Raw genomic sequence first — 26,101 nt, forward strand, 5'->3', positions numbered from 1 at the left:
TTAGTTAATTAATAGGGTTTTCTTGTACGCGTAAAATATTATCATTGTTTATAATTCTGGTTCCTGTAGCTTTCTCTATAGCTGCTATACATATTTGTAAGTTTTGATTTGGTATTCCCCCGGAAATGGGTAATTCTTTTAAGTAATCCAATTCATAACTTACTTCAACTCCGTATGTGGTCTCTAGGTTGTACATTACTTCTTTAAGTGGAATTTCATTAAAAGTGTATGTTCCACCTCGCCATAATGCATAGGGAGTTTCAATGTCCACTTTTTTATGTGTTAATTTTTTGCTCTCATTAGAGAAAGAAACTATTTCTCCAGGAATCATTTTAGTAACATCTCCATTGGCAAGTTCTAAGTGAATAGAGCCTTCGTCAAGAACCACGTTTGTTTTTTGTTTTCTTGTATTTACATGAAATTGTGTACCAAGAACTTCAACTTTAAGGTCTTCTGTAATTACCCAAAATTTAGCTTTGGTACTAGGTATAGGTTTTACTTTAAAATAAGCTTCACCTATTAAATTTATAAGTCTAGGGTTTTCATTGTCGTACCATATTTTACTATTACCGTTAAGAACTACAGATGTTCCGTCAGGTAATTTTAGGTCAATAATCTCACCAAAATTGGTCTTATGTATAGTTGTTGTATTATTATTTAAATAAGTGTAGGTGGTAAAACCTATTAAAACGAGTAATACAGCAGCTGCCGCTGTAATTATAGAATTGTTTAAGGTGCGTGTTTTCTTAAAATTAGATTTTTTAGAAACGTTTAATCCTACCTTGGGTAAAACATTGGCAAGTGCTTCATTAACCTTTTGGTTGCTTGGGTATTCTTGGTTGAAACTTATACCTATAATTATAGATTTTGCATTTTCTACGGTTTCTAAATGCTCGGTATTGTTCTGGATCCAATTATTCCAATATGCTATATCATTTTTATTAGTGTCTTTGGCCCAGTTTTCAAATGAAGCATCGGATAAGAAATAGTGAAGATCGTATTTGTTCTTTTCGTTCATGTAGTAAGGTGTTCCATTAATAAGAGATGGATCTCTTAAAAATATACCCTACTATTTTCAACTTTTTTTTAAAATATTTTTAATTTGTTGATTTTCAGATGATTTTCTAAGTTTTGTTAAGGCTTTTTGTAATACGTTCAAAACACTTTGGTAGTTCATATCCATTACTTCTGCAATGTCCGAACTTTTCATTTCGCTGTAATATTTTAAGTATAATACTTCTTTTTCTCTTGGTGATAATTTGTTAATGAGGTTGGCTAGGGTAGAAGTACAAAGAAATTGCATTTCTTGGTGTATGGAAATTTCTTCTGCGGAAAATGTAAAATTCGCTTTAAATAATTGTGCTTCTGAGATGGGAACGTTGTTTTGTTTTTTTTGTAATTGTTTTATTAACCTTCTTTTAAAAGATACAAATAAGTACGCTTTTAAATTATTGATGGAATTTTGCTTATCTCGATCTTCAAATAATTGAATAAAGAAATTTTGTAGACAATCCTCTGTCAATTCTTGATCATTGCTCAGTTTTAAACCATAAACGTGTAATTGTGGATAGTACTTTTTAAAAAGTAGACTAAAACCATTGGCTTCGCCCTTTTTAAAAAAATACCATATCGTTTCATCAGAATGAAGTTCCATAAATTCTTACATGTTCTGGTACCAAAGTAAGAATAATTTCTTAAAATGTGTTAAAAGTATTTATTTTAACTATCCTTTGACCAATTATTTTGGTTATTGCTTAAATAATTATTAGGAAGATCGTTATAAATGTTAGGTTAAATTTTGAATGCATAATCTTCTGGTAAAAACTATATTTGCACCCTTGAAATATTTTAAATTATGAAAGCAGGTATTGTAGGATTGCCAAATGTTGGTAAATCAACACTTTTTAATTGTTTGTCAAATGCCAAGGCGCAAAGTGCAAATTTTCCATTTTGTACCATTGAACCTAATATAGGTGTTGTAAACGTGCCCGATTCCCGTTTGCAAAAATTAGAAGAATTGGTTAATCCTGAAAGGGTTTTGCCTGCTACCGTAGAGATTGTGGATATTGCCGGTTTGGTAAAGGGCGCTAGTAAAGGTGAAGGTTTGGGCAACCAATTTTTGGGGAACATTCGCGAAACCGATGCCATATTGCATGTATTGCGTTGTTTTGATAATGATAATATAGTTCATGTAGATGGCAGTGTAGATCCAATAAGGGATAAAGAAACCATTGATATGGAGCTCCAATTGAAAGATTTGGAGACTGTTGAGAAAAAGTTGGAGAAAGTAAAACGGGCTGCTAGAACTGGAAATAAAGATGCACAGAAAGAAGAAGCTGTTTTATTGGCGATCAAAACTGGATTAGAGGCCGGTACTTCTGTTAGGGCCATAGAAATAGAAGAAGAGTCTAGGGTCGAATTTGTAAAACCTCTTCAGTTCATTACGGATAAACCGGTTATGTACGTGTGTAATGTAGATGAAGAAGCTGCCGTATCGGGTAACGCATATGTTGAAAAAGTGAAAGAAACTGTAGCGGCCGAAAATGCGGAAGTTATATTTTTGGCAGTAGGTACAGAAGCGGATATTACGGAGTTGGAGACTTATGATGAACGCCAAATGTTTTTAGAGGATTTAGGTTTGGAAGAGCCAGGTTCTGCAAAATTGATACGTGGAGCCTACAGGTTATTGGATTTAGAGACTTACTTTACGGCTGGTGTAAAAGAAGTTCGTGCATGGACAATTCCTGTTGGTGCAACTGCTCCACAAGCTGCCGGTGTTATACATACCGATTTTGAAAAAGGTTTCATTAGGGCAGAAGTTATTGCTTATGATGATTACGTGTCATTTGGTAGTGAGGCTAAAGTTAAGGAAGCTGGTAAAATGAGGGTTGAAGGTAAAGAGTACATCGTTAAAGATGGTGATGTAATGCATTTCCGTTTTAACGTTTAATGTTCATATATAGTCAACCGGTCGCGTAGCAGTTTTAATTCTTGCTCTAATCGGTTGACTTTTTTTATCATATGGTTTAAGGTGTCTATGCCTTCCATATTAATTCCTAGCTCTTCTCGTAATCTATAAACACGTTCAATTTCTACAATAGAATGTGGTTCAACATAGATTTTATTTTCTATTTGCTGTACTTCGATCATTTCAAATTCTAGAAGGTCCTCTATGAATTCCATCGGAGTTTGTGTTTGCTGACAGTATACTTCTATTTGTATGTAGTTATCTGAATTCATATTATCGTAATTCTGAAAGTTGTTTAAATAATTCCTTTTCTTTTTCTGACAGTTTTGTTGGCATGATCACCTTGTAGGTAATATATAAGTCGCCATGTTTACCTTTTTTCTTGTAAACAGGCATACCTTTTCCTTTTAACTTCACCTTAGTGTCGTTTTGGGTTTCCGGTTTTACTTTTAGTTTTACTTTTCCTGATAAAGTTTCTACTTCAATGGAACCACCTAATATTGCATCATACAATGAAATAGATTCATTTTTATATAAATCGTCCTTAACTCTTTGAAAGGTAGTATCGTTGTTAATTTCAAAAGTTAAATAAAGATCTCCTTTAGGTCCGCCGTTTACACCTTCGCCGCCATAACCTGAAATTTTAATGGTTTGCCCATCTTCTACACCGGCCGGTATGGTAATTCTAATTTTTTTATTGCCCAGGTCTAAGGTTTGTTTTTGGTCTTCAAGTATGTCTATAAGATTTAATTTTAGGGTAGCATTTAAGTCTTGCCCTTTAAATCGTGTAGACCTTTGTCGACCACCACCAGTAAAACCTCCGCTGGCGCCGCCAAACATAGATTCAAAGAAATCGGAAAAATCTTCATGTGTTCCTGTAGAGCTAGAATAGGTTCTTCGATTTCCGCTGGTAGAACTTCGCTGATTTCTTTTAGCTTCTTCAAAAGCATCGGCATGTTCCCAATCTTTACCATATTGGTCATATTTCTTTCTTTTCTCGGGATCGCTCAAAACCTCATTTGCTTCGTTTATGCGTTGAAACTTTTCTTGCGCGGTTTTATCGTGCGGATTTAAATCCGGATGAAGCTTACGAGCTAATTTTCGATAAGCCTTTTTAATATCGGCTTGTGTTGCTTTCTTGTCAATTTCAAGAATTTTGTAATAATCAATGAATTCCATGGCTGTTTAAATTCTACAATAAATATATTAAAAGAACTATTTTTTGACAATGACTATGGTCAGTTATCCCTAACTCGTTTAAATAAATTTTTAACGAAATATTTTATGGAACATGATCGGAATAGTAACGGCTATCAACAAGAGAACTGGTTAATTGTTAATTACTTTAACAGTTAGCTATTTTATCTTTTGTTGAGTGGCGCTATCTTTAACGCAACTTTCATAATTTTTATTAAATGTCTAAAGACACTACTCAATATACCGAAGACAATATACGCTCGCTTGATTGGAAAGAACATATTCGATTACGGCCTGGTATGTATATTGGTAAGTTAGGGGATGGGTCTTCTGCCGATGATGGAATCTATATTCTTTTAAAAGAGGTCATAGATAACTGTATAGATGAATTTGTAATGGGCGCCGGTAAGACCATTGAGATTTCTATTAAGGATAAGGTGGTTAAGGTGAGGGACTATGGTCGTGGTATACCGCTAGGTAAAGTTGTAGATGTGGTCTCTAAAATGAATACCGGTGGAAAGTACGACAGTCGTGCCTTTAAGAAATCTGTTGGTTTAAATGGAGTAGGTACCAAAGCGGTAAATGCCTTATCCAGTTTTTTTGAAGTTCAGTCATCTAGAGATAATCAGTTAAAAACTGCTCAGTTCAGTTCTGGTAACTTAGAAAAAGAAATTGGTCCTGAAGAGACCGGCAAGAGAAAAGGTACCAAGGTTACTTTTATTCCTGATGATACCATTTTTAAAAATTACAAATATAGAAACGAGTATGTTGAGCGCATGCTTAAGAACTATGTGTACTTAAATCCGGGGCTGACCATTGTTTTTAACGGTGAAAAATTTCATTCTGAAAACGGATTAAAGGATTTGCTAGAGGACAATAACAATGTGGAGGATATGCTTTATCCTGTTATTCATCTAAAAGGGGAGGATATTGAAATTGCTATTACACATAGTAAAACACAATATAGTGAAGAATACCATTCTTTTGTAAATGGTCAACATACTACCCATGGAGGTACCCACCAGGCCGCTTTTAGAGAGGCTATCGTTAAAACCATCCGTGATTTTTATGGAAAATCATATGATGCTTCAGATATTCGTAAATCTATTATATCCGCAATCTCCATTAAGGTAATGGAGCCGGTTTTTGAAAGTCAGACAAAAACGAAATTGGGCTCTACTGATATGGGAGGAGATTTTCCAACGGTTAGGACCTATATTAACGATTTTGTAGGTAAGTATTTAGATAACTACCTACATAAAAATGCCGATACGGCCGAAAAGCTTCAGCGTAAGATTATGATGGCCGAGAAAGAGCGTAAAGAGCTTTCCGGTATTAGAAAACTGGCTCGTGACCGAGCTAAAAAGGCTAGTCTACATAATAAAAAACTCCGTGATTGTAGGGTGCATTTAGGCGATATAAAACATGATCGTAGATTAGAAACTTCGTTGTTTATTACAGAGGGTGATTCTGCATCTGGCTCTATAACAAAATCTAGAGATGTAAATACGCAGGCGGTTTTTAGTCTTAAGGGGAAGCCGTTGAACTCTTACGGGATGTCCAAGAAAATTGTTTATGAGAATGAGGAGTTCAATCTTTTGCAGGCGGCATTGAATATAGAGGAGTCTATTGAAGATTTGCGATATAACAATATTATTATTGCTACTGATGCCGATGTAGATGGAATGCATATTCGCTTACTGTTAATTACATTTTTCTTGCAGTTTTTTCCTGAGCTGATAAAAGAGAATCATTTGTATATTCTACAAACGCCATTATTTAGGGTTAGAAATAAAAAGGAAACAATTTATTGTTACAGTGATGAGGAGCGCCAAATGGCTATAAACAAATTATCTGGCAAACCTGAGATTACACGATTTAAAGGTTTGGGTGAAATTTCTCCAGATGAGTTCAGGCATTTCATTGGCGATGATATTAGGTTAGAGCCGATAATGTTAGATAAAGCTATGTCCATTGAAGAATTACTGAGTTTTTATATGGGCAAGAATACGCCTGATAGGCAAAAATTTATTATCAACAATCTTAAAGTTGAAGTTGATTTAATTGAAGATAAAGTAGTATAAACTAGATTAATACGATTGCTTCTGAATGGAAGAAAATGACGATTTGAACGAAGAAATAAACGATAGACTTTCTGAAGAGAATAATGAACAAACTGATTCATCTGAAGCACTGACCAGGGTTTCTGGTATGTATAAAGATTGGTTCTTGGATTACGCTTCTTATGTAATTTTAGAACGTGCGGTTCCTGCTATTGAGGATGGATTTAAACCTGTGCAACGCCGTATAATGCACTCTCTGAAAGAGCTAGATGATGGTCGTTACAATAAGGTTGCCAATGTTGTTGGTCATACCATGCAATACCATCCACATGGTGATGCAAGTATTGCGGATGCCATGGTACAAATTGGACAAAAAGACCTGTTGATCGATACTCAAGGTAACTGGGGAAATATTTTAACAGGGGATAGGGCGGCCGCTTCAAGATATATTGAGGCAAGACTGTCTAAATTTGCATTAGAAGTTATTTTTAGCCCTAAAATTACGGAATGGCAGGCTTCTTATGATGGTAGAAAGAAAGAGCCGGTAAACTTACCTGTAAAATTTCCTTTACTATTGGCCCAAGGGGCAGAAGGTATTGCCGTTGGCTTATCTACAAAGGTTCTTTCACATAACTTCGTTGAGCTTATTGATGCTTCAATAAAACATTTAAAAGGACAACGTTTTAAAATATTTCCAGATTTCCCCACGGCCGGTATTATAGATGTTACTAACTATAACGATGGATTAAGGGGAGGTAAGATAAGGGTGCGTGCCAAGATTTCTCAATTAGATAAAAACACGTTGGTAATCAGTGAGATACCTTATGGTACCAATACTGGTAGTTTAATTGATTCAATCTTAAAAGCCAATGAAAAAGGCAAGATAAAAATTAAAAAAATTGAGGATAATACAGCTGCTAATGTAGAGATTCTTATTCATCTTCCTTCCGGAATATCTCCTGACAGAACTATTGATGCTCTTTATGCATTTACATCTTGTGAATCTTCAATTTCACCTCTTGGGTGTATTATTGAAGATAATAAGCCTTTGTTTATCGGGGTAACGGAAATGCTTAAAAGATCAACGGATTCTACGGTAGATTTGTTAAAGCAGGAACTAGAAATTCAATTAAGGGAGCTTGAAGAGCAGTGGCATTTTGCATCTCTTGAGCGAATATTCATAGAAAATCGAATCTATCGTGATATTGAGGAGGAAGAGACGTGGGAAGGTGTTATTGCTGCTATAGATAAAGGCTTGGAGCCATTTACAAAACACCTAAAACGAGCGGTAACCGAAGAGGATATTACAAGGCTAACCGAAATTCGTATCAAAAGAATATCAAAATTCGATTTGGATAAGGCGCAACAGCATCTAGAGAGTTTGCAGGAGCGTATTGCGGAGGTCAAGCATCATTTGGCCAATCTTATTGAGTTTGCTATTGATTACTTTAAGAATTTGAAAGAAACTTATGGTAAGGATAGAGGTCGGTTAACTGAGATTCGGGTTTTTGACGATATTGAAGCTACTAAGGTAGCTATTAGGAACACTAAGCTTTATGTAAATAGAGAAGAGGGCTTTGTGGGTACTTCCTTGAAAAAAGACGAGTATGTAACCGACTGTAGTGATATTGATGATATTATTATGATAACCAACTCAGGTAAAATGATGGTGTCAAAAGTAGATTCCAAAATTTTTGTGGGCAAGGGTATTATTCATGTAGCGGTATTTAAGAAAAAAGATAAGCGTACAACCTATAATATGGTATACAAGGATGGTAAAGGCGGTCCAACCTATATAAAGCGTTTTAATGTAACCAGCATAACAAGGGATAGGGAGTATGATCTAACAACTGGTAAGGCCGGGTCTCAAGTCTTGTATTTCTCCGCCAACCCAAATGGTGAAGCCGAGGTAATTACGGTTTTACTGCGCCAAGTTGGTAGTATTAAAAAATTGAAATGGGATATCGATTTTTCTGATGTACTCATAAAGGGTAGGGCTTCTAAAGGAAATATTGTAACGAAGTATTCTGTTAAGCGCATAGAGTTGAAAGAAAAAGGCGTATCTACCCTTAAGCCTAGAAAAATTTGGTTCGATGATGTGGTGCGAAGATTGAATGTTGATGGTAGAGGGGAGCTTTTGGGTGAATTTAAAGGTGATGATCTAATACTGGTGATCAATCAAAAAGGTATTGCCAAAACATTTTTGCCTGTACTGACTTCTCATTTTGACGATGATATGATCGTCTTGGAGAAATGGATTCCTGAAAAACCTATTTCAGCTATTTATTGGGAAGGGGAAAAGGAACGTTATTATATTAAAAGGTTTTTGATCGAAAATGAAAATAAGGAAGAACTGTTTATTTCTGAACATCCAAAATCATATTTAGAGCTTGTTTCTACAGATTGGAAACCTAGGGTTGAAATTGAATTTCCTAAGCCTAGAGGTAAAGAGGCAAAAGAGAATGAAACGGTTGATGTAGAAGGTTTTATATCAATTAAGGGAATTAAAGCTTTAGGTAACCAGTTTATTGTAGAAAAAGTTAAGAATATAAATCTTCTTGATCCTGTACCTTATGAACCTGAGGAGCCCGAAGAAGTGGAAAATATTGAAGTGGTTGACGAAGAGGCGTTAGGTTCTGCCGAAGAATCAGAAACTAAAAAAGGTGAAGATGGTACTGCTGCCGATGAACCAACTTTATTTGATTAGTCTTTGTTATGAAAAAGTTTTTTGAAGAGTTCAAGAATTTTGCCATTAAAGGCAATATGATAGATTTGGCCGTTGGTATCATAATTGGTACGGCTTTTAATAAAGTGGTAAGTACAATTGTTTCTGCTATTATTATGCCTCCGTTATCCTTGTTGACAGATGATGTTAATCTTTCAAATAAAAAATGGGTTCTAAGGGAAGCTGCAGAATCAGTGGAGGAAGTAGCCATTGGTTATGGTGAACTCATTGAGTCTTTGATAGATTTCGGTATCATTGCGTTTACCATATTTGTGATGGTGAAGTTTATAAATAGGTTTAAGGCAAAATCTGACGATCCCACCAATAAAGAAGTTGAAACGCCTAAGAATATCGTATTGCTATCTAGCATGGAAAAATTATTACAGGAACAAAATGCTCTACTTAAAAATAAAAAGTAATTAAACTGTTTAATAATTGAGAAGTCTTATGCTTGGATAGAATGTTAAGATCAGACAAATTCTAAGAATAATTTCTTTTATAACTACCTTTACAAAAATTTTTGATTAATGGATTTCACTAACCCCCTGGTGTATGGCGCACCGGCCTTTATTGCCTTTATTTTATTAGAATTAACCTATAGCAAAACCCATGGAGATGATGATCTTTATGATTGGAAAGATTTTGCGGCAAGTAGTGTTATGGGAATTGGATCTGCCATTATCGGTCCATTGTTAAAAGTAATCTTATTAGTTGTTCTTTTTGAATATGCCTATGAATTGTTCAACCCAATGGTAGATGGTGTTAGAACAAATATAATGGGGTATGAGTCCTTTGGTTATGCTTGGTATGTTTGGTTGCTTTGTCAATTAGCGGATGATTTTACGTACTATTGGTTTCATAGGGCAAATCATGAAATACGAATTTTATGGGCCGCACACATAGTACATCATTCTTCAGATAATTTTAATCTTGGTACCGCTATAAGAAACGGGTGGTTCACCTTATTGTATAAACCTTTTTTCTATGTCTGGATGCCTATTATTGGTTTTCCGGTAGAAATGGTGGTTGTTTGTCTGGCTATAGAATCTTTCTGGCAGTTTCAATTACATTCCCAATATGTGCCTAAAATGGGATTCATAGAAAAAATATTTAATACACATACCATGCATCAGGTACATCATGCGCAGAACGTGGAGTATTTGGATAAAAACCACGGTGGATTCTTAAATTTTTTCGACAAAATTTTTGGGACCTGGAAAGAATATGATGAAAATATTGATGTCAAATTTGGGGTAATTCACGCTCCAAATTCCAATAATCCTTTAGTGATCCTAACTCATGAGTTTAAGGACATTTGGGCAGATACTAAAAAGTCTAAAAAACTAAGTCATAAATTGATGTACATATTTGGACCTCCAGGATGGAGCCATGATGGCAGTACAATGACGGTAAAGCAGCAGCAACGCTTGTACAAAGAACAGAAGGAGGCTAATCCTGATGTTGCTTTTGATAGGCCTAATTAAACGGTTTAGACTACTGTAGCAGGCTTAGAAACTAATTTGCTGCATAATATCTTAAAATAAATAATCCCGATTAAGCCAGTGCTTAATCGGGATTTTATTTTTTCAGAGTTATCTAAATAGTTAATCTACAATCTCATTATTAGGTCTCTTGTTCTTTTTCATGCGTAAATCAAAGAATTCAACCATTAGTGAGAATGCTATTGAGAAATATAGATAGCCTTTAGGTATAGTGCCAACCTCGTTGCCAAATACCACTAAGTGACATAAATGAGCTGATTCTGCAATTAGCATGAATCCAATTAATATCAAGAAAGACAATCCTAGTATTTGTATAGAAGGGTGTCTGTTAACAAATTCGCCTACAGGGTTGGCAAATAGCATCATGATTACTACAGAGATGACAACTGCTACTACCATTAGAACAAGAGCATCGTTAGGGTTGGGTGAAATACCATTGGTCATACCTATGGCGGTAAGGATAGAGTCAAAAGAAAATACAATGTTTATCACCGTTATTTGAAGTATTGCATTTGTCAAAGAAGTTGATCTTGCTTTTTTTACCTCGCGTTCGTCATGACCCTTGTCTTCAACCTTCTCATGTATTTCCTTGGTACTTTTGTAAAGCAAGAATAGTCCTCCTGAAAAGAGTATAATTCCCTGGCCACTTATTCCACCGGTAATCCAGTCGCTATCAAATACCCAAAAAGGTTTTTTCATTGAAGTCAATAACGTAATACCGAATAACAAAACAATACGCATTACCATTGCTAGGATCAGACCAATATTCGTTGCTTTTTTTCGTTGTGCAGGGTCTAGTTTGCCTGCGGCTATAGATATGAATATGATATTGTCAATTCCTAAGACTATTTCAAGAAAGGTCAATGTTAGCAATGCAATCCAGGCATCTGGATTAGTAAAAATTTCAAACATGGTTAGTTGGTTTTAATTGCGGTTCCTGTTTTAACTATTAATTTTTTATTTGGATCTTTTACAGCGCTTTTGTATTGAAAGGTGTATGAGGAATCTGTGGTACTGATAATTTTATAATGTATGGCCGTCTTGCTATTTATATCTTGTAAAACAAATTCACAGTCGTTAAACCAGCGTACAGTGGCACTGTCTACTTTATTTTCATAGTAATCAACGCTGTAATTATTTGTTCTTGTAAATTTACCTTCTTTTAAGGTGCCGTCTATTTCATAGTTAAATTTAAAAGTACCTGTTTTATACTTTTCACAATCACGCTCGGGTTCATAGCATGAACCTAAAATTAAACCTATTGCCAGGGTCGTAATAATTTTTTTCATCATGCCGCAAAATAATGAAAATAGGGGTTATGTAGATGTAAAAAGTTAATATAGTTCTGAGGTGTAATGTATTTTAAAGCTCGGTATATGTCTTAAAAGTGCCATCGCTATAAAACATTATTATGCGTTCTAATTTTTTACCTATGGTTTTATGGATTTTATCATTACTGCCTTTGGTGTTCTTTTGGGAATCTGAAGTTTTGGTTTTTGGATAATTGCCTTTACCGTACAGTAGCCATTGTAGATCAACTTCAGGAAAGGCATCGTTCACCTTCATAATGAACTCTAAACTAGGTTTATTTCTTCCGTTTAAAATATGGGAAATGCTTGATCGTTGCACAGCTATTAAATCTGCAAATGCGGCAGAAGAAAGTTCGTTATGCGTCAAAATTGTCTTTAACCTTGAAATGAAAGAAACAGTATCTAGCATGTTTACAAAACTAATATTTTATATAAACCTAAACAGTTAAAAGAGATCTATAATACTGTTAAAAACATAGAATTGTTACAAGTTATAGTTTATTTTAATTTGTCTAATAATCTGATTAATAATAAGTTGGTAAAATTTGGCAGTGGGTGTTTAGTAATGTGAATTTCTTGTGTTAATTATATAGTCTTGTGATATAATTAAATGTTTACAATTGTAAACATGGGCTGTAGTATTTTTGTGATTCTTTTAATTGGTTAAAATGAAAGATTTGGATTATAATAAAATAATGGTGCCTAATATATCTGGACGCTATGTGACATATGATCATATAAATGATTTTTTAAACTCGCTTCCGGATACTTTTAAAGTTGATGTTGTAGGTGAGTCTGTGCGAAAAGAACCTATTACATGTGTCACCTTTGGTAATGGACCTAACAAAATTTTGATGTGGTCTCAAATGCATGGGAATGAATCTACAACTACAAAAGCAGTGATTGATTTATTTAGTTTGCTTAGTAATGATGCGGGTGATGTTTCGCATATTTCAAGTTCTTGTACATTAAAGATCATTCCTATCTTAAATCCGGACGGAGCTCGAGATTATACCAGGTTCAATGCAAATGAAGTAGATTTGAACAGGGATGCTCAAGATTTGTCGCAACCAGAGAGCCTGGTTTTAAAAAAGGTTTTTGATGATTTTAAGCCTAACTATTGTTTTAACTTGCATGACCAGCGTACCATATTCAATGTTGGTGAAACCAACAAACCTGCAACAGTTTCATTTTTAGCTCCAGCGTTTGATCAAGAGCGTAACAATTCACCTTCTCGTATGCTAAGCATGCAGTTAATAGCCGCAATGAACGAAGAAATGCAGAAAGAGATTCCTGGTCAGGTAGGAAGGTATGATGATGGTTTTAATGCAAACTGTGTTGGCGATGCTTTTCAAATGAGAGAAACACCTACTGTTTTGTTTGAATCTGGGCACTATCCAGGTGACTATAATAGAAATAAGACCAGAGCTTTAATCTTTAAATCAATTTTAAAAGCTATACATGTAATTTCTAAAAATAGTATAAATGATTATACTGTAACACAATATTTGTCTATCCCAGAAAACGGAAAGCAGTTTGTAGATATTTTGGTTATTAATCCAGATTACAAGGAAAACAAGACCACCAAAACCAAGATTGTACCCATACATTATAAAGAGGTCTTACATAATGGTGAAATACTTTTTGAACCTCAAGTGCATGTATTTGATAAGGTTCCTAATGAAATTTTTGGTCATAAGACATTGAATTGCAATGATGAAAATGATCTTTTGTACTTAAAAGAGAATGGCTTAATGCATCTGCTTTAGTGATATTTATTATCTTATTTCTTTGAAATAGTAATATTGTTTACATTTTCATTAAAAAAAATCAAGTTTCAATGAATTTAATGTGATTATTTTTTATTTTTGGCAAAAATTTTACAACTATGGGCAAAGTCAAATTAGACGAAATAGACCACCAAATTCTGGATATGTTGATTGACAATACCAGAACTCCTTTTACCGATATTGCAAAAAAACTTCTTATTTCTGCCGGTACCGTACACGTTAGAGTTAAGAAAATGGAAGAAGCCGGAATCATAAAAGGTTCTTCCCTTACGTTGGATTATGTGAAGCTTGGATATGCATTCATAGCATATGTAGGTATTTTTCTTGAAAAAACGCATCAAACCAAATTTGTACTTGAGCGTTTAAATCAGATACCTAATGTTACCATTGCACATATTACAACTGGTAAATTCAATATCTTCTGTAAAATTAGAGCAAAGGATACAACCCATGCCAAAAATATTATTTTTAAAATTGATGATATAGATGGTATTAGTAGAACAGAAACGATGATTTCATTAGAGGAAAGCTTTAATGATAAGAAACGTTTAATGCATACCATATTTAATGAGCTATAAATAAAGATATACTCAATAACTTATGGAGCCCGGTTATATGATAATTGGGCTTTTTTCATTTTCAATTTTAATTACTTAAAATGACAGTTAAAGATTTACAACAAGACGAATTCCAATTTTTCTATGGTACTTATTTAAAGACCTTAGATGTTAATGAAGATTTGAAGTCAGCTTTGTTGAAGGGACGAAAAAGTATAGAAGATTTGGTTCACGGTCTTACCGAGGATCAATTTTTGTATAGTTATGGTGAAGGAAAGTGGACCGTGGCCGAAGTATTGGTTCATTTAATTGATACGGAACGTGTATTTCAATATCGCGCTTTTAGAATTTCTAGAAATGATAAAACTGCTTTACCAGGTTTTGATCATAATATTTTTGTACTTGAGAGCAATGCAAACGAACGTACCAAGGAAGATATATTAAAGGAATATCTTACTGTACGTGATGCTTCCATTAGTTTGTTTGATAATATGTTGAATAAAAATTTAAAAAGAATAGGTACGGCAAGTGGTATACCTTGGTCCGTTGCCGCTTTGGGCTTGGTAATAAGTGGGCATCAAAGGCATCATGAAAATATACTGCACGAGCGTTATTTTAATTAATCGAACTCTTCTTCGGTTTCCGTTTCAAAATTAAGATCAAGTGTTCTTGTCATTTCTTCGGACTGCATTACCTCTTCTGGAGTTTTAGGTTCAAGCTCTTTTTCTATATTTTCCTCAAAGTTTGCTATGAAGTTAGAAAGGCTTTTGCTGATTTTGACCAAGTATAGTGTGTCTGCAGTCTTTAATTCAACAGCTTCAACATAATCTCCATTTATATTTTTAAAAGTGATAATGTCTTCGTCCCCATAGCCATGTGGGTATGTCTCTATTAATAATGATGCTAACTTGTGGTCCAATTTACGGTAATCGATAAGGCGTCGTGTCATAACTGTTTTATTTATAGAAGGTTGTGTTTATCTATAACTAAACTAGTCATTTATGCTACATATCGTTTTATAGAGTTGTGAAAACACTATTTTAGGTAGGTGAAGTTTTTAAACTTTGTAGTAAGCAAATGCATCGGTAAATAATTCAACGGGAATTTCAACGTCAACAACAGGTTCTCCAATGTTTTTCAATAACACAAAATTCACTTTCCCATGAGAATTTTTCTTGTCGTATTTCATCAATTTTAAAATATTCTCAATGTCGGTATCTGAAAATTCTACTTTATCATATTTATTTAAGAAAGTAGATTTTATGTCCTCTAAAGATTGCTCGGATAAACCTAAAATTTTGTGAGATAGATAACCTTCTAAAATCATACCAACGGCAATTGCTTCGCCATGTAATAACATTTCTTTGGATGCATTCTCCAAAAAGTAGGATTCTATAGCATGCCCAAGTGTATGGCCGTAATTCAAAATTTTTCGTATGTTCTGTTCCGTAGGGTCTTTAAGTACGACTTCATTTTTTATTTGAATAGAGGTAAGAATATGACTTTTCATATGCTCTAGGCTTTGGGCCTCTTTTAAAGCTTCCCAATAGGTTTTGTCCTTTATAAGACCATGCTTGAGCATTTCCGCAAAACCACTAATAATTTGTCTTTTTTCTAATGTATCAAGAAAATCAGGCACTACAAGTACCATTGCAGGTTGGTTTATAACACCAACTTGATTTTTTAAAGCACCTAAATCTATGCCGGTTTTACCGCCAACAGAAGCATCTACCATAGATAGTAGGGTGGTAGGTACATTAATAAAATCTATACCCCTTTTAAAGGTTGAGGCTATAAACCCTCCCATATCCGTAAGAACTCCGCCTCCTAAGTTTATTAAAACACTTTTTCTGTCTGCTCCTAATTCAGACAAAGCTTCCCAAACACCTACGCAGGTTTCAATATTCTTATTGATTTCGCCAGATTCTATTTCAATAATCTCAAATTGATATTCACCATTTATCTCTGCCATAAAATTTGGCAAACAAAGTTCGTGTGTGTTCTCATCAACTAGAATAAAAACTATAGAATATTTTTTATTGGCTAAATGAGTATTTAAAGCTTTAAAGGCTTCTTCGTTAAAATGTACTGCGTAAGAATCTGAGATTATGGAATCCATTGAAAATATGGCTTTTTTTGTTTGCTATTCTAGCACAAAATAAAGGTTATTTTTAGTCTTAAGATTATAAATTCTGTTATTATATTTGATCGTTATTGAAATAATAAAGAATGGACCAAATTTTTGAAAATACTGCAACTGCATTTGCCTTAAAAACCGATTCGGAATTAGAAAGAGCTTACTTTCTTTTTAAAATGATTTCCAATGAACCCTTGGTGAAAATGGGATCGGTTATTACCAATTTTGCCTTTAAGGCACACTTGCCGGTAGAAAGTTTGATCAGGGCAACCGTTTTTGATCATTTTTGTGGTGGGGTAAACGAACGTGACTGTTTGCCCGTTGTGGATCGTATGTGGGAAAAAGGCGTATGTTCCGTACTTGATTATTCTGTGGAAGGAAAAGAAGAAGAAGACCCTTTTGATGTTGCTACAGATATTATTTTAACCATTTTGGATTTCGTAAAAGAGAAAGAAGCAATTCCATATGCTGTTTTTAAACCAACAGGTTTCGGTCGTTTTGCACTGTATCAAAAAATTAGCAAAAAGAAAGCACTTACCAAATCAGAGGAAGAAGAATGGCAGCGTGTAGTCAATAGGTTTGATAAGGTATGTAAAAAAGCTCACGATCTTGAAGTATCCTTGCTGATAGACGGGGAAGAAAGTTGGATGCAAGATGCCGCTGATGATTTGGCAGAGCAAATGATGCGTAAGTATAATAAGAAAAAGAGAATTGTTTTTAATACGTTGCAGACCTATAGATGGGATCGTTTGCCATATTTGAAGGCGTTACATGAACGTGCCGTTTCTGATGGTTTTCTGGTAGGAATGAAGGTTGTAAGAGGTGCTTACATGGAGAAAGAAAATGACCGTGCTAAAGAAATGGGTTATGTTTCCCCTATTTGTAAGAGCAAAGAAGAGACCGATGCTAATTTCAATGCAACCATAGCGTATATGATAGATAACCTTGATGTGCTTTCCATTTTTGCAGGTACTCATAATGAGGAGAGTTGCTATAAGTTAATGGAATTAATGGAGGAGAGAGGTATCGAAAAAAATAATACACATATCTGGTTTGGTCAATTGTATGGTATGAGCGATCATATTTCTTACAATTTAGCTGCTAATGGGTATAATGTTGCCAAATATTTGCCGTTTGGACCAGTACGGGACGTTATGCCATATCTGATCAGGAGAGCTGACGAAAATACCTCGGTTGCCGGGCAGACTAGTAGAGAGTTGTCCCTGTTAAAAAAAGAAAGAAAGCGTAGAAAAATGTAGTTAATGAATTACTCTATTTCTACTTTTTGCAAAATAGCTTTTTCCCTACAATTTCTTACTGTAAATATATAATCAAGTTCCTTGTAGTCAGACTCAACAACGTAAGTCTTACAGGGAACTGATTTTGTATCACTTTTACTGAAATCTACATCACCTTCGGTTAAAATGTACGTAACTGCGACAGAATCTAATTGATATTCTTGGAGTTGTTTTTTGGCTTCATCACTGTAATGCATAGATTTGGAGCGAATATCTTTAAGCGTTCTGCAGTCTGGTAGATAACAGAAATAAACTCCTGTTTCTTGAGATTTCTTTTTTAGAAAAAAGGTTAGAAAAATGATACCTATTGAAAGGCCTACCAGGAAAAAACCTAACCTCTTAACAAAATCCATATTCATAGCTCATGCATTTAAAGTCGCGAAATTATGCCTTTTAAAATGGAATGGAAAAAGAATGGCTTAAGTAATCTAAAAAATCAAGAAATTTATATCGCTATATTGCAAATCGAACCATTCTCCTACAGACTTATTTGTTAGAATACCATGGTACATATACAGACCGTTACGTAAACCTTTATCAAAACGTAGGGAATTCTCTAGCCCACCGTCTTCTCCAATTTTTAGTAAATAAGGTGTAAATATGTTGCTTATACTTACCGATGCCGTTTTTGGATATCTAGAAGGAATATTGGGTACGCCGTAGTGAATAACATCGAACTTTTTTCTTGTGGGTTTATTGTGGTCAGTGATTTCACTGGTTTCAAAGCAACCACCGGTATCAATACTTACATCAATAATTACCGCACCTTTTTTCATGTGCTCTACCATTGTACTGGTTACTACAACAGGAGATCTATCCTTGCCACGTGTTGCGCCAATAGCTACATCACAGCGTTTTAAGGCTTTTAAAAGGTTTTTTGGTTGAATAGTAGAGGTGTAGACCGTTTGTTTTAGGTTGGTCTGTATATTTCTTAATTTGGTGATAGAGTTATCAAAAACCTTAACGTTCGCACCAATACCAATAGCTGAACGTGCAGCAAATTCACCAACTGTTCCAGCTCCAATGATCACGACTTCTACAGGTGGCACACCGCTTATGTTGCCGAACATTAGCCCATTACCATTATTATTTGCAGCCATTAATTCTGCGGCGATCAATACTGATGATATCCCTGCAATTTCACTAAGTGATCGCACTGCTGGATATTTTCCTTCCTCATCCCTAATGTATTCAAAAGCAATGGCAGTAATCCGTTTTTTGGCCAACTCTTCAAAATACTCTTTGTATTGGGTTTTTATTTGAAGAGCGGATATTATTGTTGTTTGCGGATTAACGTACTCAATTTCCGTTAACGTAGGGGGTTCAACTTTTAAGATTAACGGACAGGCAAAAACCTTTTTGATATCTCTGGTAATCTCCCCGCCTGCGGTTATATAATCTGCATCAGAAAAATGGGCGCCTTCACCTGCGCCAGATTCTATAAGCACCCTATGGCCATTAGCGGTAATAGCGTTAACGGCATCTGGAGTAAGACAAATTCTTTTTTCTTGATATTGGTTTTCTTTTGGAATACCAATGAACAATTCACCTTTTTGACGTAAAACTTCTAAGGTTTCTTCTTGCGGAATTAATTGATGCTTACTAAAAGGGGAGGTGGGTTGATTCATAACTTAATAATGAGTTGTTCAAATCATTGACTTGAAACTCAAATGTACAATTTTTAAAGAAATGAATGATTTGTCCTATTTAAAGATATTTAATGGTTACGATTTTAAATGTAACCAGCTTTCTATACGATGTTGAACGGTTTTAAAAATGTTCTCTAAATTTCCTGTAGAGAGACTAGAATTTATATCGTCAGATATAGATTGCTTTTCATTAAGTACACCATCTTTACTTTTATCGTTGGTATAACCTTTAGCTTTTAATTCTTCAAGTTCTGCCTCCATAGCTTCTAGGTCTATACCATGAACGTGTTTATCGTAAAGTTTTATACGAATAAAATATACTGATGGTATCGTAATCATACAAATTGGAATCAGCCACCATATATTGTCAGTGTCAATCATATTGTCAGAGTCATAGAACACTTCAAACATTTGAAATGCGTACATAGCTATTGGAATGATGATGATATGGTACCACCAATCACGTGAAGTAAGGAACCAAAAAATCATTAAATAAAGAGGAACTATTTTAGAAGTAAGATACCATAGGTAAGTTAGAGTATCGGGAAATCCATTGTTTCCTAAGGTGAGTCCTAAAATTAAAGCGTCACCATGTTCGTCATAAGGCAAATAGTCGTAAACCTTATATAGAAAAGGAGAAATTGCTATAAAAAAGACTAGAAGAGTTTCTAGAAATATCTTCTTTTTAGCTTTCTTTTTTTTTGTTTTATTGATCATTTGCACAATAGTATTACTATATGCTAACGAACGATATTACTAATTATTATAAACAAAAAGAGAGCATTCAAATGCTCTCTTCTTTATGATTATAACAAACTTTTAAGTTATATTCTTTTTGTTAACTTTCTTTTGTCAACATTTGTGTCTTGATTGTCAATATCAACAATAGGTGCAGTCATTGCTAAAAGAAATAAGCCTAATGCGATTGATGCTAATAAAGTCTTTTTGTTTTTCATTTTCAAGGGGTTTTTGGTTATACTAAATATTTAGTTCTCCTACAAACGTAAGAAAAAATATACAACTAACTTGTTTTTAAACGTTAAAATTGCCGTTTTTATCGGATTTATTGCACACTTCATCGAAATGCTTGTTTTTCATCGAAAAAATACAATAAATCTTTAGCGTCTACGATAGTTAGAATTTTACCAATGAAATCAATAAATACAAGGGTTAATCACTTTATTTATATAGTGTTAGCTTTCTTTTTGTTTCATCAATTACTTCAATTGTAATTTTTTGATACGTTGTAGGAAGTAGGTTCGGAATTTTTTCTGGCCATTCCATAAATATCCAGTTGCCAGAATCTAAATAATCATCTAACCCCATATCAAGTGCTTCATTTTCATCATCTAATCTATAGAAATCAAAATGATAGCCTAATACATCACCAGATTCTAACGCATATTCATTGACCAGGCCAAATGTTGGGCTGCTAGCATGGTCATTACTGCCTAATTCTTTGATCAGTGTTTTTACTAAGGTGGTTTTTCCTGCGCCCATAGGTGCGTAGAAAGCAAGTGTCTTGCTTTTGGTGTGTTTAATTATTTGCTTGGCAATATTCTTTAATTCACCTTTATGATAAATGAATTCCATTTCCGTATTATTTAGGTTCCAAAACTACAAAAGGTATGATCATTTCTTCTAATGAAACTCCACCGTGCTGATATGTATTTCTATAATAACTAACATAATGGTTGTAGTTGTTTGGGTAGGCAAAAAACAAATCGTTTTTTGCGAAAATAAAAGAACTACTCATGTTAATACTTGGAAGATGAATTGATTTAGGGTCTTTCGCTGCCAATACATCGTTTTTTTCATAGGTAAGACTTCTTCCTGTTTTGTAGCGTAGGTTTAAACTTGTATCTCTGTCACCCACAACTTTAGAGGGCGACTTTACATTGATTGTGCCGTGGTCTGTCGTAATAATCAATTTCATGCCCAATGTCTGTGCTTGCTGTATAATTTCTAGCATAGGTGAATTCTTGAACCAGCTAGTTGTTAGTGATCGATAAGATTTATCGGTTGATGCCAGTTCTTTAATTACCTCCATCTCCGTTTTAGAATGAGAAAGCATATCAACAAAATTATAAACGATAACTGTAAGGTCGTTATCTTTTTGTCCTTTAAAGTTTTGGCTTAGATGCTTTCCTTGTTTAAGACTACTTATTTTATGATACTCCCATTTTAAATTTAACCCTAATCTTTTTAATTGTGCATCTAAAAACTTGTCTTCAAACAGGTTTTTGCCACCTTCATCGGTATCGTTTTTCCACCATTCCGGATATTTCTTTTCCATATCCAATGGTGTCAATCCAGAAAAAATAGCATTACGTGCGTATTGGGTTGCAGTTGGTAAAATACTGTAATATGAGTCTTCTTTCTTCTTTTTATAGAATGAGTTTACTGAATCTTCAAAAGCATACCATTGGTCATAACGTAAATTATCTACTACAATTAGTAAGGTCTTTTGGTTTTTCAGCTCTGGTGCTATCCAATTCTTGAATAAGGTGTGAGACATTACGGGAGCATCATTGTCGGTAAACCAATCCTTATAGTTGCGATCCACGAATTTTCCGAATTGCTGATTGGCTTCCGTTTTTTGGGATTCTAAGATTTCGAACATTCCACTATCTTCAATCTGTTCTAGCTGTAATTCCCAATAAATTAGTTTTTTGTACAAATCGGCCCATTCTTGATAAGTGCTTACCATAGAAAGGTCCATTGCAATTTTTCTAAATTCTTGCTGATAATTGCTAGTGGTTTTTTCGGAAATTAGTCTTGAATGATCTAAATTCTTTTTTAACGAAAGTAATATCTGATTCGGATTCACCGGTTTTATAAGATAATCTGCAATCTTAGAGCCTATGGCTTCTTCCATTATAGATTCTTCTTCGCTCTTTGTAATCATGACCACCGGTAAAGAATTATCAATAACTTTTATTTCGGAAAGTGTTTCAAGTCCAGAGATACCTGGCATATTCTCGTCTAAAAAAACTATATCAACTCTGGTTTCGGCTAATTCTTGTAACGCCTCTTGTCCACTTTGGCAAGTAATTACACTATAATTTTTAGATTCTAAAAAGATGATATGTGGCTTAAGTAGATCAATTTCATCATCTACCCACAATATTTTTATTTTGTTCATTGAATTATTATTTGACGATAATCAAATTCTATGCTAATGCTTTTGTATAACTTTGAAATGTTTAATTCAGAAAAGACAACGTTATCTTGAAGACATCAAACAAATTGAAAATTTTTAATGACCCAATTTACGGATTTATCCGAATTCCCAATGCGCTCATTTTTGACCTCATTGCAGATCCTTACTTTCAAAGGCTTCGTAGGATCTCACAAATGGGCTTATCCTATTTAGTATATCCTGGGGCACACCATACCAGATTTCATCATGCTCTAGGCTGTATGTATTTAATGCAGAAATCTATTCAAGTGCTTCGTTTTAAAGGTGTTGAGATTACAGAAGCTGAAGAGGAAGGGCTTTTATGTGCTATTCTATTACATGATATTGGCCACGGTCCTTTTTCTCATGCCATGGAACATAGTATTGTGGAAGGAGTAAGCCATGAGTTTATTTCACTTCAATTTATGCATGAACTAAACGGCCGATTTAACGGAAGTTTAACGGAGGCCATTTCAATATTTACCGGAAATCACGAAAAAAAATTCTTAAATCAGCTGGTGTCCAGTCAGCTAGATATGGACAGGTTGGATTATTTAAAACGAGATAGCTTCTATACCGGTGTTGCAGAAGGAAATACCAATGCCGAGCGATTGATTACCATGCTAAATGTTGTAGAAGGTGATTTGGTCATAGAGGAGAAAGGTATTTACTCCGTTGAGAAGTTTCTAATGGCACGCCGCTTTATGTATTGGCAAGTATATCTGCATAAAACTGCCGTTGTTGCTGAAAGATTACTTATTAGTATTCTAAAGAGGGCTCGTTTTTTAATAGAAAGGGGTGATTCCTTAAATTCTAGTGAGGCGCTACATTTTTTTCTTACCAACCATATTGATATCAACAATTTCAATAATGAAACCTTGGCAAAATTTGCAAGGCTTGATGATATAGATATTCTTGCAGCATTGAAAGAATGGCAGTATTCAGATGATTTTGTTCTGGCCTCTTTATGCGAAATGATTATAAATCGAAAACTGCTTCATATTAAGGTTAAAAAAGAACCTACTGCGGAAAGCAAGTTTTTGATGCAATTAAATAAAGTAAAAAATCAGTATAACCTTACAGATGAAGATGCATCTTACTTTGTGTTTAAAGGAGAGCTTAAAAATAAAGCTTACGATAGGCAACACCAGACTATCAACATTTTAAGGAAAAACGGAAAGATAACCGATGTTGCCAAATTATCCGATCACCTTAATTTAAATGCACTTTCAAAAACGGTGACCAAATATTATATGTGTTATCCTAAAGAAGGGGTTTAACAATTTTTCTTACTTTTACGCTCATGAAATTTACAGCAGGCCAGATTGCAGGAATCTTAGAAGGAGAGGTGCATGGAAATCCAGATATAGCCGTTCATAAACTTGCTAAAATCGAGGAAGGCGAAAAAGGTTCGCTAACTTTTTTAGCGAATCCGAAGTATACTTCTTTTATCTACAAGACCAAAGCATCGGTAACCATAGTAAATAAGAGTTTTGTTCCGGAACAGGATCTAAATACTACACTGATTAAAGTAGAAGATGCTTACAAATCTTTTTCCAAGCTATTGGAATATTATAATCAAGTTAAAAATAATAAAGTAGGTATTGAAGAGCCGGTCTTTAAATCAGATACCGCTACCTATGGTGCCAATGTGTATATTGGTGCTTTTGCTTATTTGGGCAACAATGTTGCTATAGGCGATAACGTAAAAATTTATCCTAATGTTTACATAGGTGATAATGTTAAGATAGCGGATAACGTTACCATTTTTGCAGGTGCCAAGATATATTCAGAAACGATTATTGGTAATAATTGTGTAGTTAATAGTGGAGTGGTCTTGGGTGCGGACGGATTTGGTTTTGCCCCTAACGAAAATGGAGAATTCGCTAAAGTACCACAAACCGGTAATGTAATTTTAGAAGACAATGTAGATGTTGGTGCTGGTACTACTATAGATAGGGCAACTTTGGGCTCTACCATCTTGAGAAAAGGGGTAAAGCTAGACAACCAGATACAAATTGCACATAATGTTGAAATTGGGGAGCATACCGTAATTGCTGCTCAGACCGGTATTGCCGGTTCAACAAAGATCGGCAAACATTGTATGATCGGAGGGCAAGTGGGCATTGTAGGACATATTGTTATTGGCGATAATGTAAAAATACAGGCACAGTCGGGTATCGGTAGAAATGTGAAGGATAATGAAGTGCTACAAGGTTCTCCCGCATTAAATTATGGTGATTATAACAAATCATACGTTCATTTTAAGAATTTACCAAAAATAATAAGTAGAATCGACACCTTAGAAAAGAAAGATTGACGATGAGCACAACAACTATTAAACAAAGAACAATAGGTAAAGAAGTAACGCTTACAGGGGTAGGTTTACATACTGGAAGTGACGTTACGATAAAATTCGTTCCGGCAGATAAAAACCATGGCTATGCCTTTAAAAGAGTTGATCTTGAGGGTACACCGGTGATTCCTGCCGATGCCGCTTTGGTAAACAATACCCAGAGAGGAACAAATCTGGAAAAAAACGGCGTAAAAATTCAAACCTCAGAGCATGTTTTGGCCGCTTTGGTAGGATTGGAAATAGATAATGTTTTAATTGAGTTAAATGCCGCGGAGCCACCTATTATGGATGGTTCTTCCAAGTTTTTTGTAGAAGCTTTGGAAGAAGCCGGTATTGTTGAACAAGACGCTTACAGAGAAGAGTATGTGGTTAAAGAAGTCATTTCCTATAGAGATGAAAAAACTGGAAGTGAAATAACCATAATACCATCTGACACCTACCAAGTTACCACAATGGTAGATTTTGGTACCAAAGTATTGGGTACCCAAAACGCTACCCTTGAAAAACTCTCAGATTTTAAGTCGGAAATTGCGGATGCCCGTACCTTTAGTTTTTTACATGAGTTAGAGGCTTTATTGGAAAACGGACTTATAAAAGGTGGTGATCTTAACAATGCCATTGTTTATGTGGATAAGGAGATTTCCGATGAAACCATGAAAAAGCTAGAGAAGGCCTTCAATAAAAAGAAGCTTTCTGTTAAGGCAAACGGTATTCTTGATAATTTAACCTTACATCAACCAAACGAAGCTGCACGTCATAAATTATTAGATGTAATTGGTGATTTAGCTTTGGCCGGTACAAGAATTAGGGGTAAAGTAATAGCGAACAAACCGGGTCATTATGTAAATACCCAGTTTGCTAAGAAAATTGCGCAAATCATTAAATTGGAAAAGCGTAACAACGTACCTAAGTATGACCTAAGTTTGCCGCCATTGATGGATATCCATAAAATTATGGATATGTTGCCGCACAGACCTCCTTTTTTATTGATAGATAGAATTTTGGAGCTTTCAGATTCACATGTGGTAGGTATGAAGAATGTTACCATGAACGAGCCGTTTTTTGTTGGTCACTTTCCTGGTGCTCCGGTAATGCCAGGGGTTTTGCAAGTAGAGGCAATGGCACAAACAGGTGGTATTCTAGTATTGAGTACCGTTCCGGACCCAGAAAATTATTTAACACTTTTCATGAAAATTGATAAGGTGAAATTTAAAAGGCAAGTATTACCTGGAGATACTTTAATTTTCCATTGTAGCTTAATTACTCCTATTAGAAGGGGAATCTGTCATATGCAAGCTTATGCCTATGCCAATGATAAATTGGTAAGTGAAGCTGAAATGATGGCTCAAATTGTAAAAAGAACATAGA

Annotated in this window: 27 protein-coding genes; 12 read left to right on the plus strand and 15 right to left on the minus strand. The window is 34.7% G+C overall.

What is annotated here, in order from left to right:
• Positions 1-4: 4 nt before the first annotated feature.
• The gene (locus PXC01_RS16410; RefSeq protein WP_276473368.1) at positions 5-1,018 is read right to left on the minus strand and encodes a FecR family protein; all 1,014 of its coding nucleotides are present in this window, start codon (positions 1,016-1,018) and stop codon (positions 5-7) included.
• 57 nt (positions 1,019-1,075) lie between these two features.
• Positions 1,076-1,654 (minus strand): RNA polymerase sigma factor, encoded by a 579-nt coding sequence (locus tag PXC01_RS16415; protein WP_276473369.1) that lies wholly within the window; start codon positions 1,652-1,654, stop codon positions 1,076-1,078.
• Positions 1,655-1,855: 201 nt separating this feature from the next.
• Here PXC01_RS16415 and ychF point away from each other — a divergent pair, with 201 nt between their 5' ends.
• A complete protein-coding gene (gene ychF, locus PXC01_RS16420) occupies positions 1,856-2,950 on the plus strand; it encodes a redox-regulated ATPase YchF (protein WP_276473370.1) in 1,095 nt (364 codons plus the stop codon).
• Here the strand turns inward: ychF and PXC01_RS16425 are convergent.
• Both PXC01_RS16425 and PXC01_RS16430 read right to left on the minus strand, forming a co-directional pair.
• Complete coding sequence (locus PXC01_RS16425; RefSeq protein WP_276473371.1) at positions 2,947-3,240, minus strand: chaperone modulator CbpM; 294 nt, start codon at positions 3,238-3,240, stop codon at positions 2,947-2,949. The genes ychF and PXC01_RS16425 overlap by 4 nt on opposite strands.
• 1 nt (position 3,241) lies before the next feature.
• On the minus strand, positions 3,242-4,147 hold the full coding sequence (locus PXC01_RS16430) for a J domain-containing protein (protein ID WP_276473372.1): 906 nt from the start codon (positions 4,145-4,147) through the stop codon (positions 3,242-3,244).
• Positions 4,148-4,383: 236 nt separating this feature from the next.
• Here PXC01_RS16430 and PXC01_RS16435 point away from each other — a divergent pair, with 236 nt between their 5' ends.
• The 4 genes from PXC01_RS16435 (at position 4,384) to PXC01_RS16450 (ending at position 10,437) form a co-directional block, all read left to right on the plus strand.
• A complete protein-coding gene (locus PXC01_RS16435; protein WP_276473373.1) occupies positions 4,384-6,249 on the plus strand; it encodes a DNA topoisomerase IV subunit B in 1,866 nt (621 codons plus the stop codon).
• Positions 6,250-6,274: 25 nt separating this feature from the next.
• On the plus strand, positions 6,275-8,935 hold the full coding sequence (locus tag PXC01_RS16440; RefSeq protein WP_276473374.1) for a DNA gyrase/topoisomerase IV subunit A: 2,661 nt from the start codon (positions 6,275-6,277) through the stop codon (positions 8,933-8,935).
• Between the two features lie 8 nt (positions 8,936-8,943).
• Positions 8,944-9,372 (plus strand): large-conductance mechanosensitive channel protein MscL, encoded by a 429-nt coding sequence (mscL, locus tag PXC01_RS16445; protein ID WP_276473375.1) that lies wholly within the window; start codon positions 8,944-8,946, stop codon positions 9,370-9,372.
• Positions 9,373-9,480: 108 nt separating this feature from the next.
• The gene (locus PXC01_RS16450; protein ID WP_276473376.1) at positions 9,481-10,437 is read left to right on the plus strand and encodes a sterol desaturase family protein; all 957 of its coding nucleotides are present in this window, start codon (positions 9,481-9,483) and stop codon (positions 10,435-10,437) included.
• Positions 10,438-10,557: 120 nt separating this feature from the next.
• Here PXC01_RS16450 and PXC01_RS16455 read toward each other — a convergent pair whose 3' ends face one another.
• The 3 genes from PXC01_RS16455 to PXC01_RS16465 all read right to left on the minus strand — a co-directional run bounded on the left by PXC01_RS16455 (position 10,558) and on the right by PXC01_RS16465 (position 12,174).
• On the minus strand, positions 10,558-11,367 hold the full coding sequence (locus PXC01_RS16455; RefSeq protein WP_276473377.1) for a TerC family protein: 810 nt from the start codon (positions 11,365-11,367) through the stop codon (positions 10,558-10,560).
• Between the two features lie 2 nt (positions 11,368-11,369).
• A complete protein-coding gene (locus PXC01_RS16460; RefSeq protein WP_338089478.1) occupies positions 11,370-11,747 on the minus strand; it encodes a hypothetical protein in 378 nt (125 codons plus the stop codon).
• Between the two features lie 70 nt (positions 11,748-11,817).
• Positions 11,818-12,174, minus strand: coding sequence for a helix-turn-helix domain-containing protein (locus PXC01_RS16465; RefSeq protein ID WP_276473378.1), 357 nt, complete (start codon positions 12,172-12,174; stop codon positions 11,818-11,820).
• Between the two features lie 259 nt (positions 12,175-12,433).
• On the opposite strand from PXC01_RS16465, the gene PXC01_RS16470 reads away from it, so the two are divergent.
• The 3 genes from PXC01_RS16470 (at position 12,434) to PXC01_RS16480 (ending at position 14,735) form a co-directional block, all read left to right on the plus strand.
• Positions 12,434-13,534 (plus strand): M14 family metallopeptidase, encoded by a 1,101-nt coding sequence (locus tag PXC01_RS16470; RefSeq protein WP_276473379.1) that lies wholly within the window; start codon positions 12,434-12,436, stop codon positions 13,532-13,534.
• Positions 13,535-13,653: 119 nt separating this feature from the next.
• Positions 13,654-14,133 (plus strand): Lrp/AsnC family transcriptional regulator, encoded by a 480-nt coding sequence (locus PXC01_RS16475; protein ID WP_027066901.1) that lies wholly within the window; start codon positions 13,654-13,656, stop codon positions 14,131-14,133.
• A gap of 80 nt (positions 14,134-14,213) precedes the next feature.
• A complete protein-coding gene (locus PXC01_RS16480; protein WP_276473380.1) occupies positions 14,214-14,735 on the plus strand; it encodes a DinB family protein in 522 nt (173 codons plus the stop codon).
• On the opposite strand, the gene PXC01_RS16485 is transcribed toward PXC01_RS16480, so the two are convergent.
• Both PXC01_RS16485 and aroB read right to left on the minus strand, forming a co-directional pair.
• A complete protein-coding gene (locus PXC01_RS16485; protein WP_276473381.1) occupies positions 14,732-15,061 on the minus strand; it encodes a hypothetical protein in 330 nt (109 codons plus the stop codon). The genes PXC01_RS16480 and PXC01_RS16485 overlap by 4 nt on opposite strands.
• Before the next feature lie 108 nt (positions 15,062-15,169).
• Complete coding sequence (gene aroB, locus PXC01_RS16490) at positions 15,170-16,231, minus strand: 3-dehydroquinate synthase (protein WP_276473382.1); 1,062 nt, start codon at positions 16,229-16,231, stop codon at positions 15,170-15,172.
• Between the two features lie 110 nt (positions 16,232-16,341).
• On the opposite strand from aroB, the gene PXC01_RS16495 reads away from it, so the two are divergent.
• A complete protein-coding gene (locus PXC01_RS16495) occupies positions 16,342-17,508 on the plus strand; it encodes a proline dehydrogenase family protein (protein WP_276473383.1) in 1,167 nt (388 codons plus the stop codon).
• Between the two features lie 8 nt (positions 17,509-17,516).
• Here PXC01_RS16495 and PXC01_RS16500 read toward each other — a convergent pair whose 3' ends face one another.
• The 6 genes from PXC01_RS16500 to porX all read right to left on the minus strand — a co-directional run bounded on the left by PXC01_RS16500 (position 17,517) and on the right by porX (position 22,341).
• Positions 17,517-17,906 (minus strand): DUF4258 domain-containing protein, encoded by a 390-nt coding sequence (locus PXC01_RS16500; RefSeq protein ID WP_338089479.1) that lies wholly within the window; start codon positions 17,904-17,906, stop codon positions 17,517-17,519.
• Positions 17,907-17,975: 69 nt separating this feature from the next.
• The gene (locus PXC01_RS16505) at positions 17,976-19,175 is read right to left on the minus strand and encodes an alanine dehydrogenase (protein ID WP_276473384.1); all 1,200 of its coding nucleotides are present in this window, start codon (positions 19,173-19,175) and stop codon (positions 17,976-17,978) included.
• A gap of 96 nt (positions 19,176-19,271) precedes the next feature.
• Complete coding sequence (locus PXC01_RS16510; RefSeq protein ID WP_276473385.1) at positions 19,272-19,913, minus strand: hypothetical protein; 642 nt, start codon at positions 19,911-19,913, stop codon at positions 19,272-19,274.
• Positions 19,914-20,020: 107 nt separating this feature from the next.
• Complete coding sequence (locus PXC01_RS16515; RefSeq protein ID WP_276473386.1) at positions 20,021-20,152, minus strand: hypothetical protein; 132 nt, start codon at positions 20,150-20,152, stop codon at positions 20,021-20,023.
• Between the two features lie 223 nt (positions 20,153-20,375).
• Complete coding sequence (gene tsaE / locus PXC01_RS16520) at positions 20,376-20,789, minus strand: tRNA (adenosine(37)-N6)-threonylcarbamoyltransferase complex ATPase subunit type 1 TsaE (RefSeq protein ID WP_276473387.1); 414 nt, start codon at positions 20,787-20,789, stop codon at positions 20,376-20,378.
• A gap of 7 nt (positions 20,790-20,796) precedes the next feature.
• Positions 20,797-22,341 (minus strand): T9SS response regulator signal transducer PorX, encoded by a 1,545-nt coding sequence (gene porX, locus PXC01_RS16525; protein ID WP_276473388.1) that lies wholly within the window; start codon positions 22,339-22,341, stop codon positions 20,797-20,799.
• An 86-nt stretch (positions 22,342-22,427) separates the two neighbouring features.
• Here porX and PXC01_RS16530 point away from each other — a divergent pair, with 86 nt between their 5' ends.
• Genes PXC01_RS16530 through PXC01_RS16540 form a run of 3 tightly spaced genes read left to right on the plus strand, consistent with a single transcriptional unit; the run spans position 22,428 to position 26,100 of the window.
• Entirely contained in the window at positions 22,428-23,657 is a 1,230-nt protein-coding gene (locus tag PXC01_RS16530) for an HD domain-containing protein (RefSeq protein ID WP_276473389.1), read from the plus strand.
• A gap of 23 nt (positions 23,658-23,680) precedes the next feature.
• Positions 23,681-24,697 (plus strand): UDP-3-O-(3-hydroxymyristoyl)glucosamine N-acyltransferase, encoded by a 1,017-nt coding sequence (gene lpxD, locus PXC01_RS16535; protein ID WP_276473390.1) that lies wholly within the window; start codon positions 23,681-23,683, stop codon positions 24,695-24,697.
• A gap of 2 nt (positions 24,698-24,699) precedes the next feature.
• Positions 24,700-26,100, plus strand: coding sequence for a bifunctional UDP-3-O-[3-hydroxymyristoyl] N-acetylglucosamine deacetylase/3-hydroxyacyl-ACP dehydratase (locus PXC01_RS16540; protein ID WP_276473391.1), 1,401 nt, complete (start codon positions 24,700-24,702; stop codon positions 26,098-26,100).
• Position 26,101: the final 1 nt, after the last annotated feature.

It is taken from the genome of Maribacter huludaoensis (assembly GCF_029350945.1).
GTDB lineage: Bacteria > Bacteroidota > Bacteroidia > Flavobacteriales > Flavobacteriaceae > Maribacter > Maribacter huludaoensis.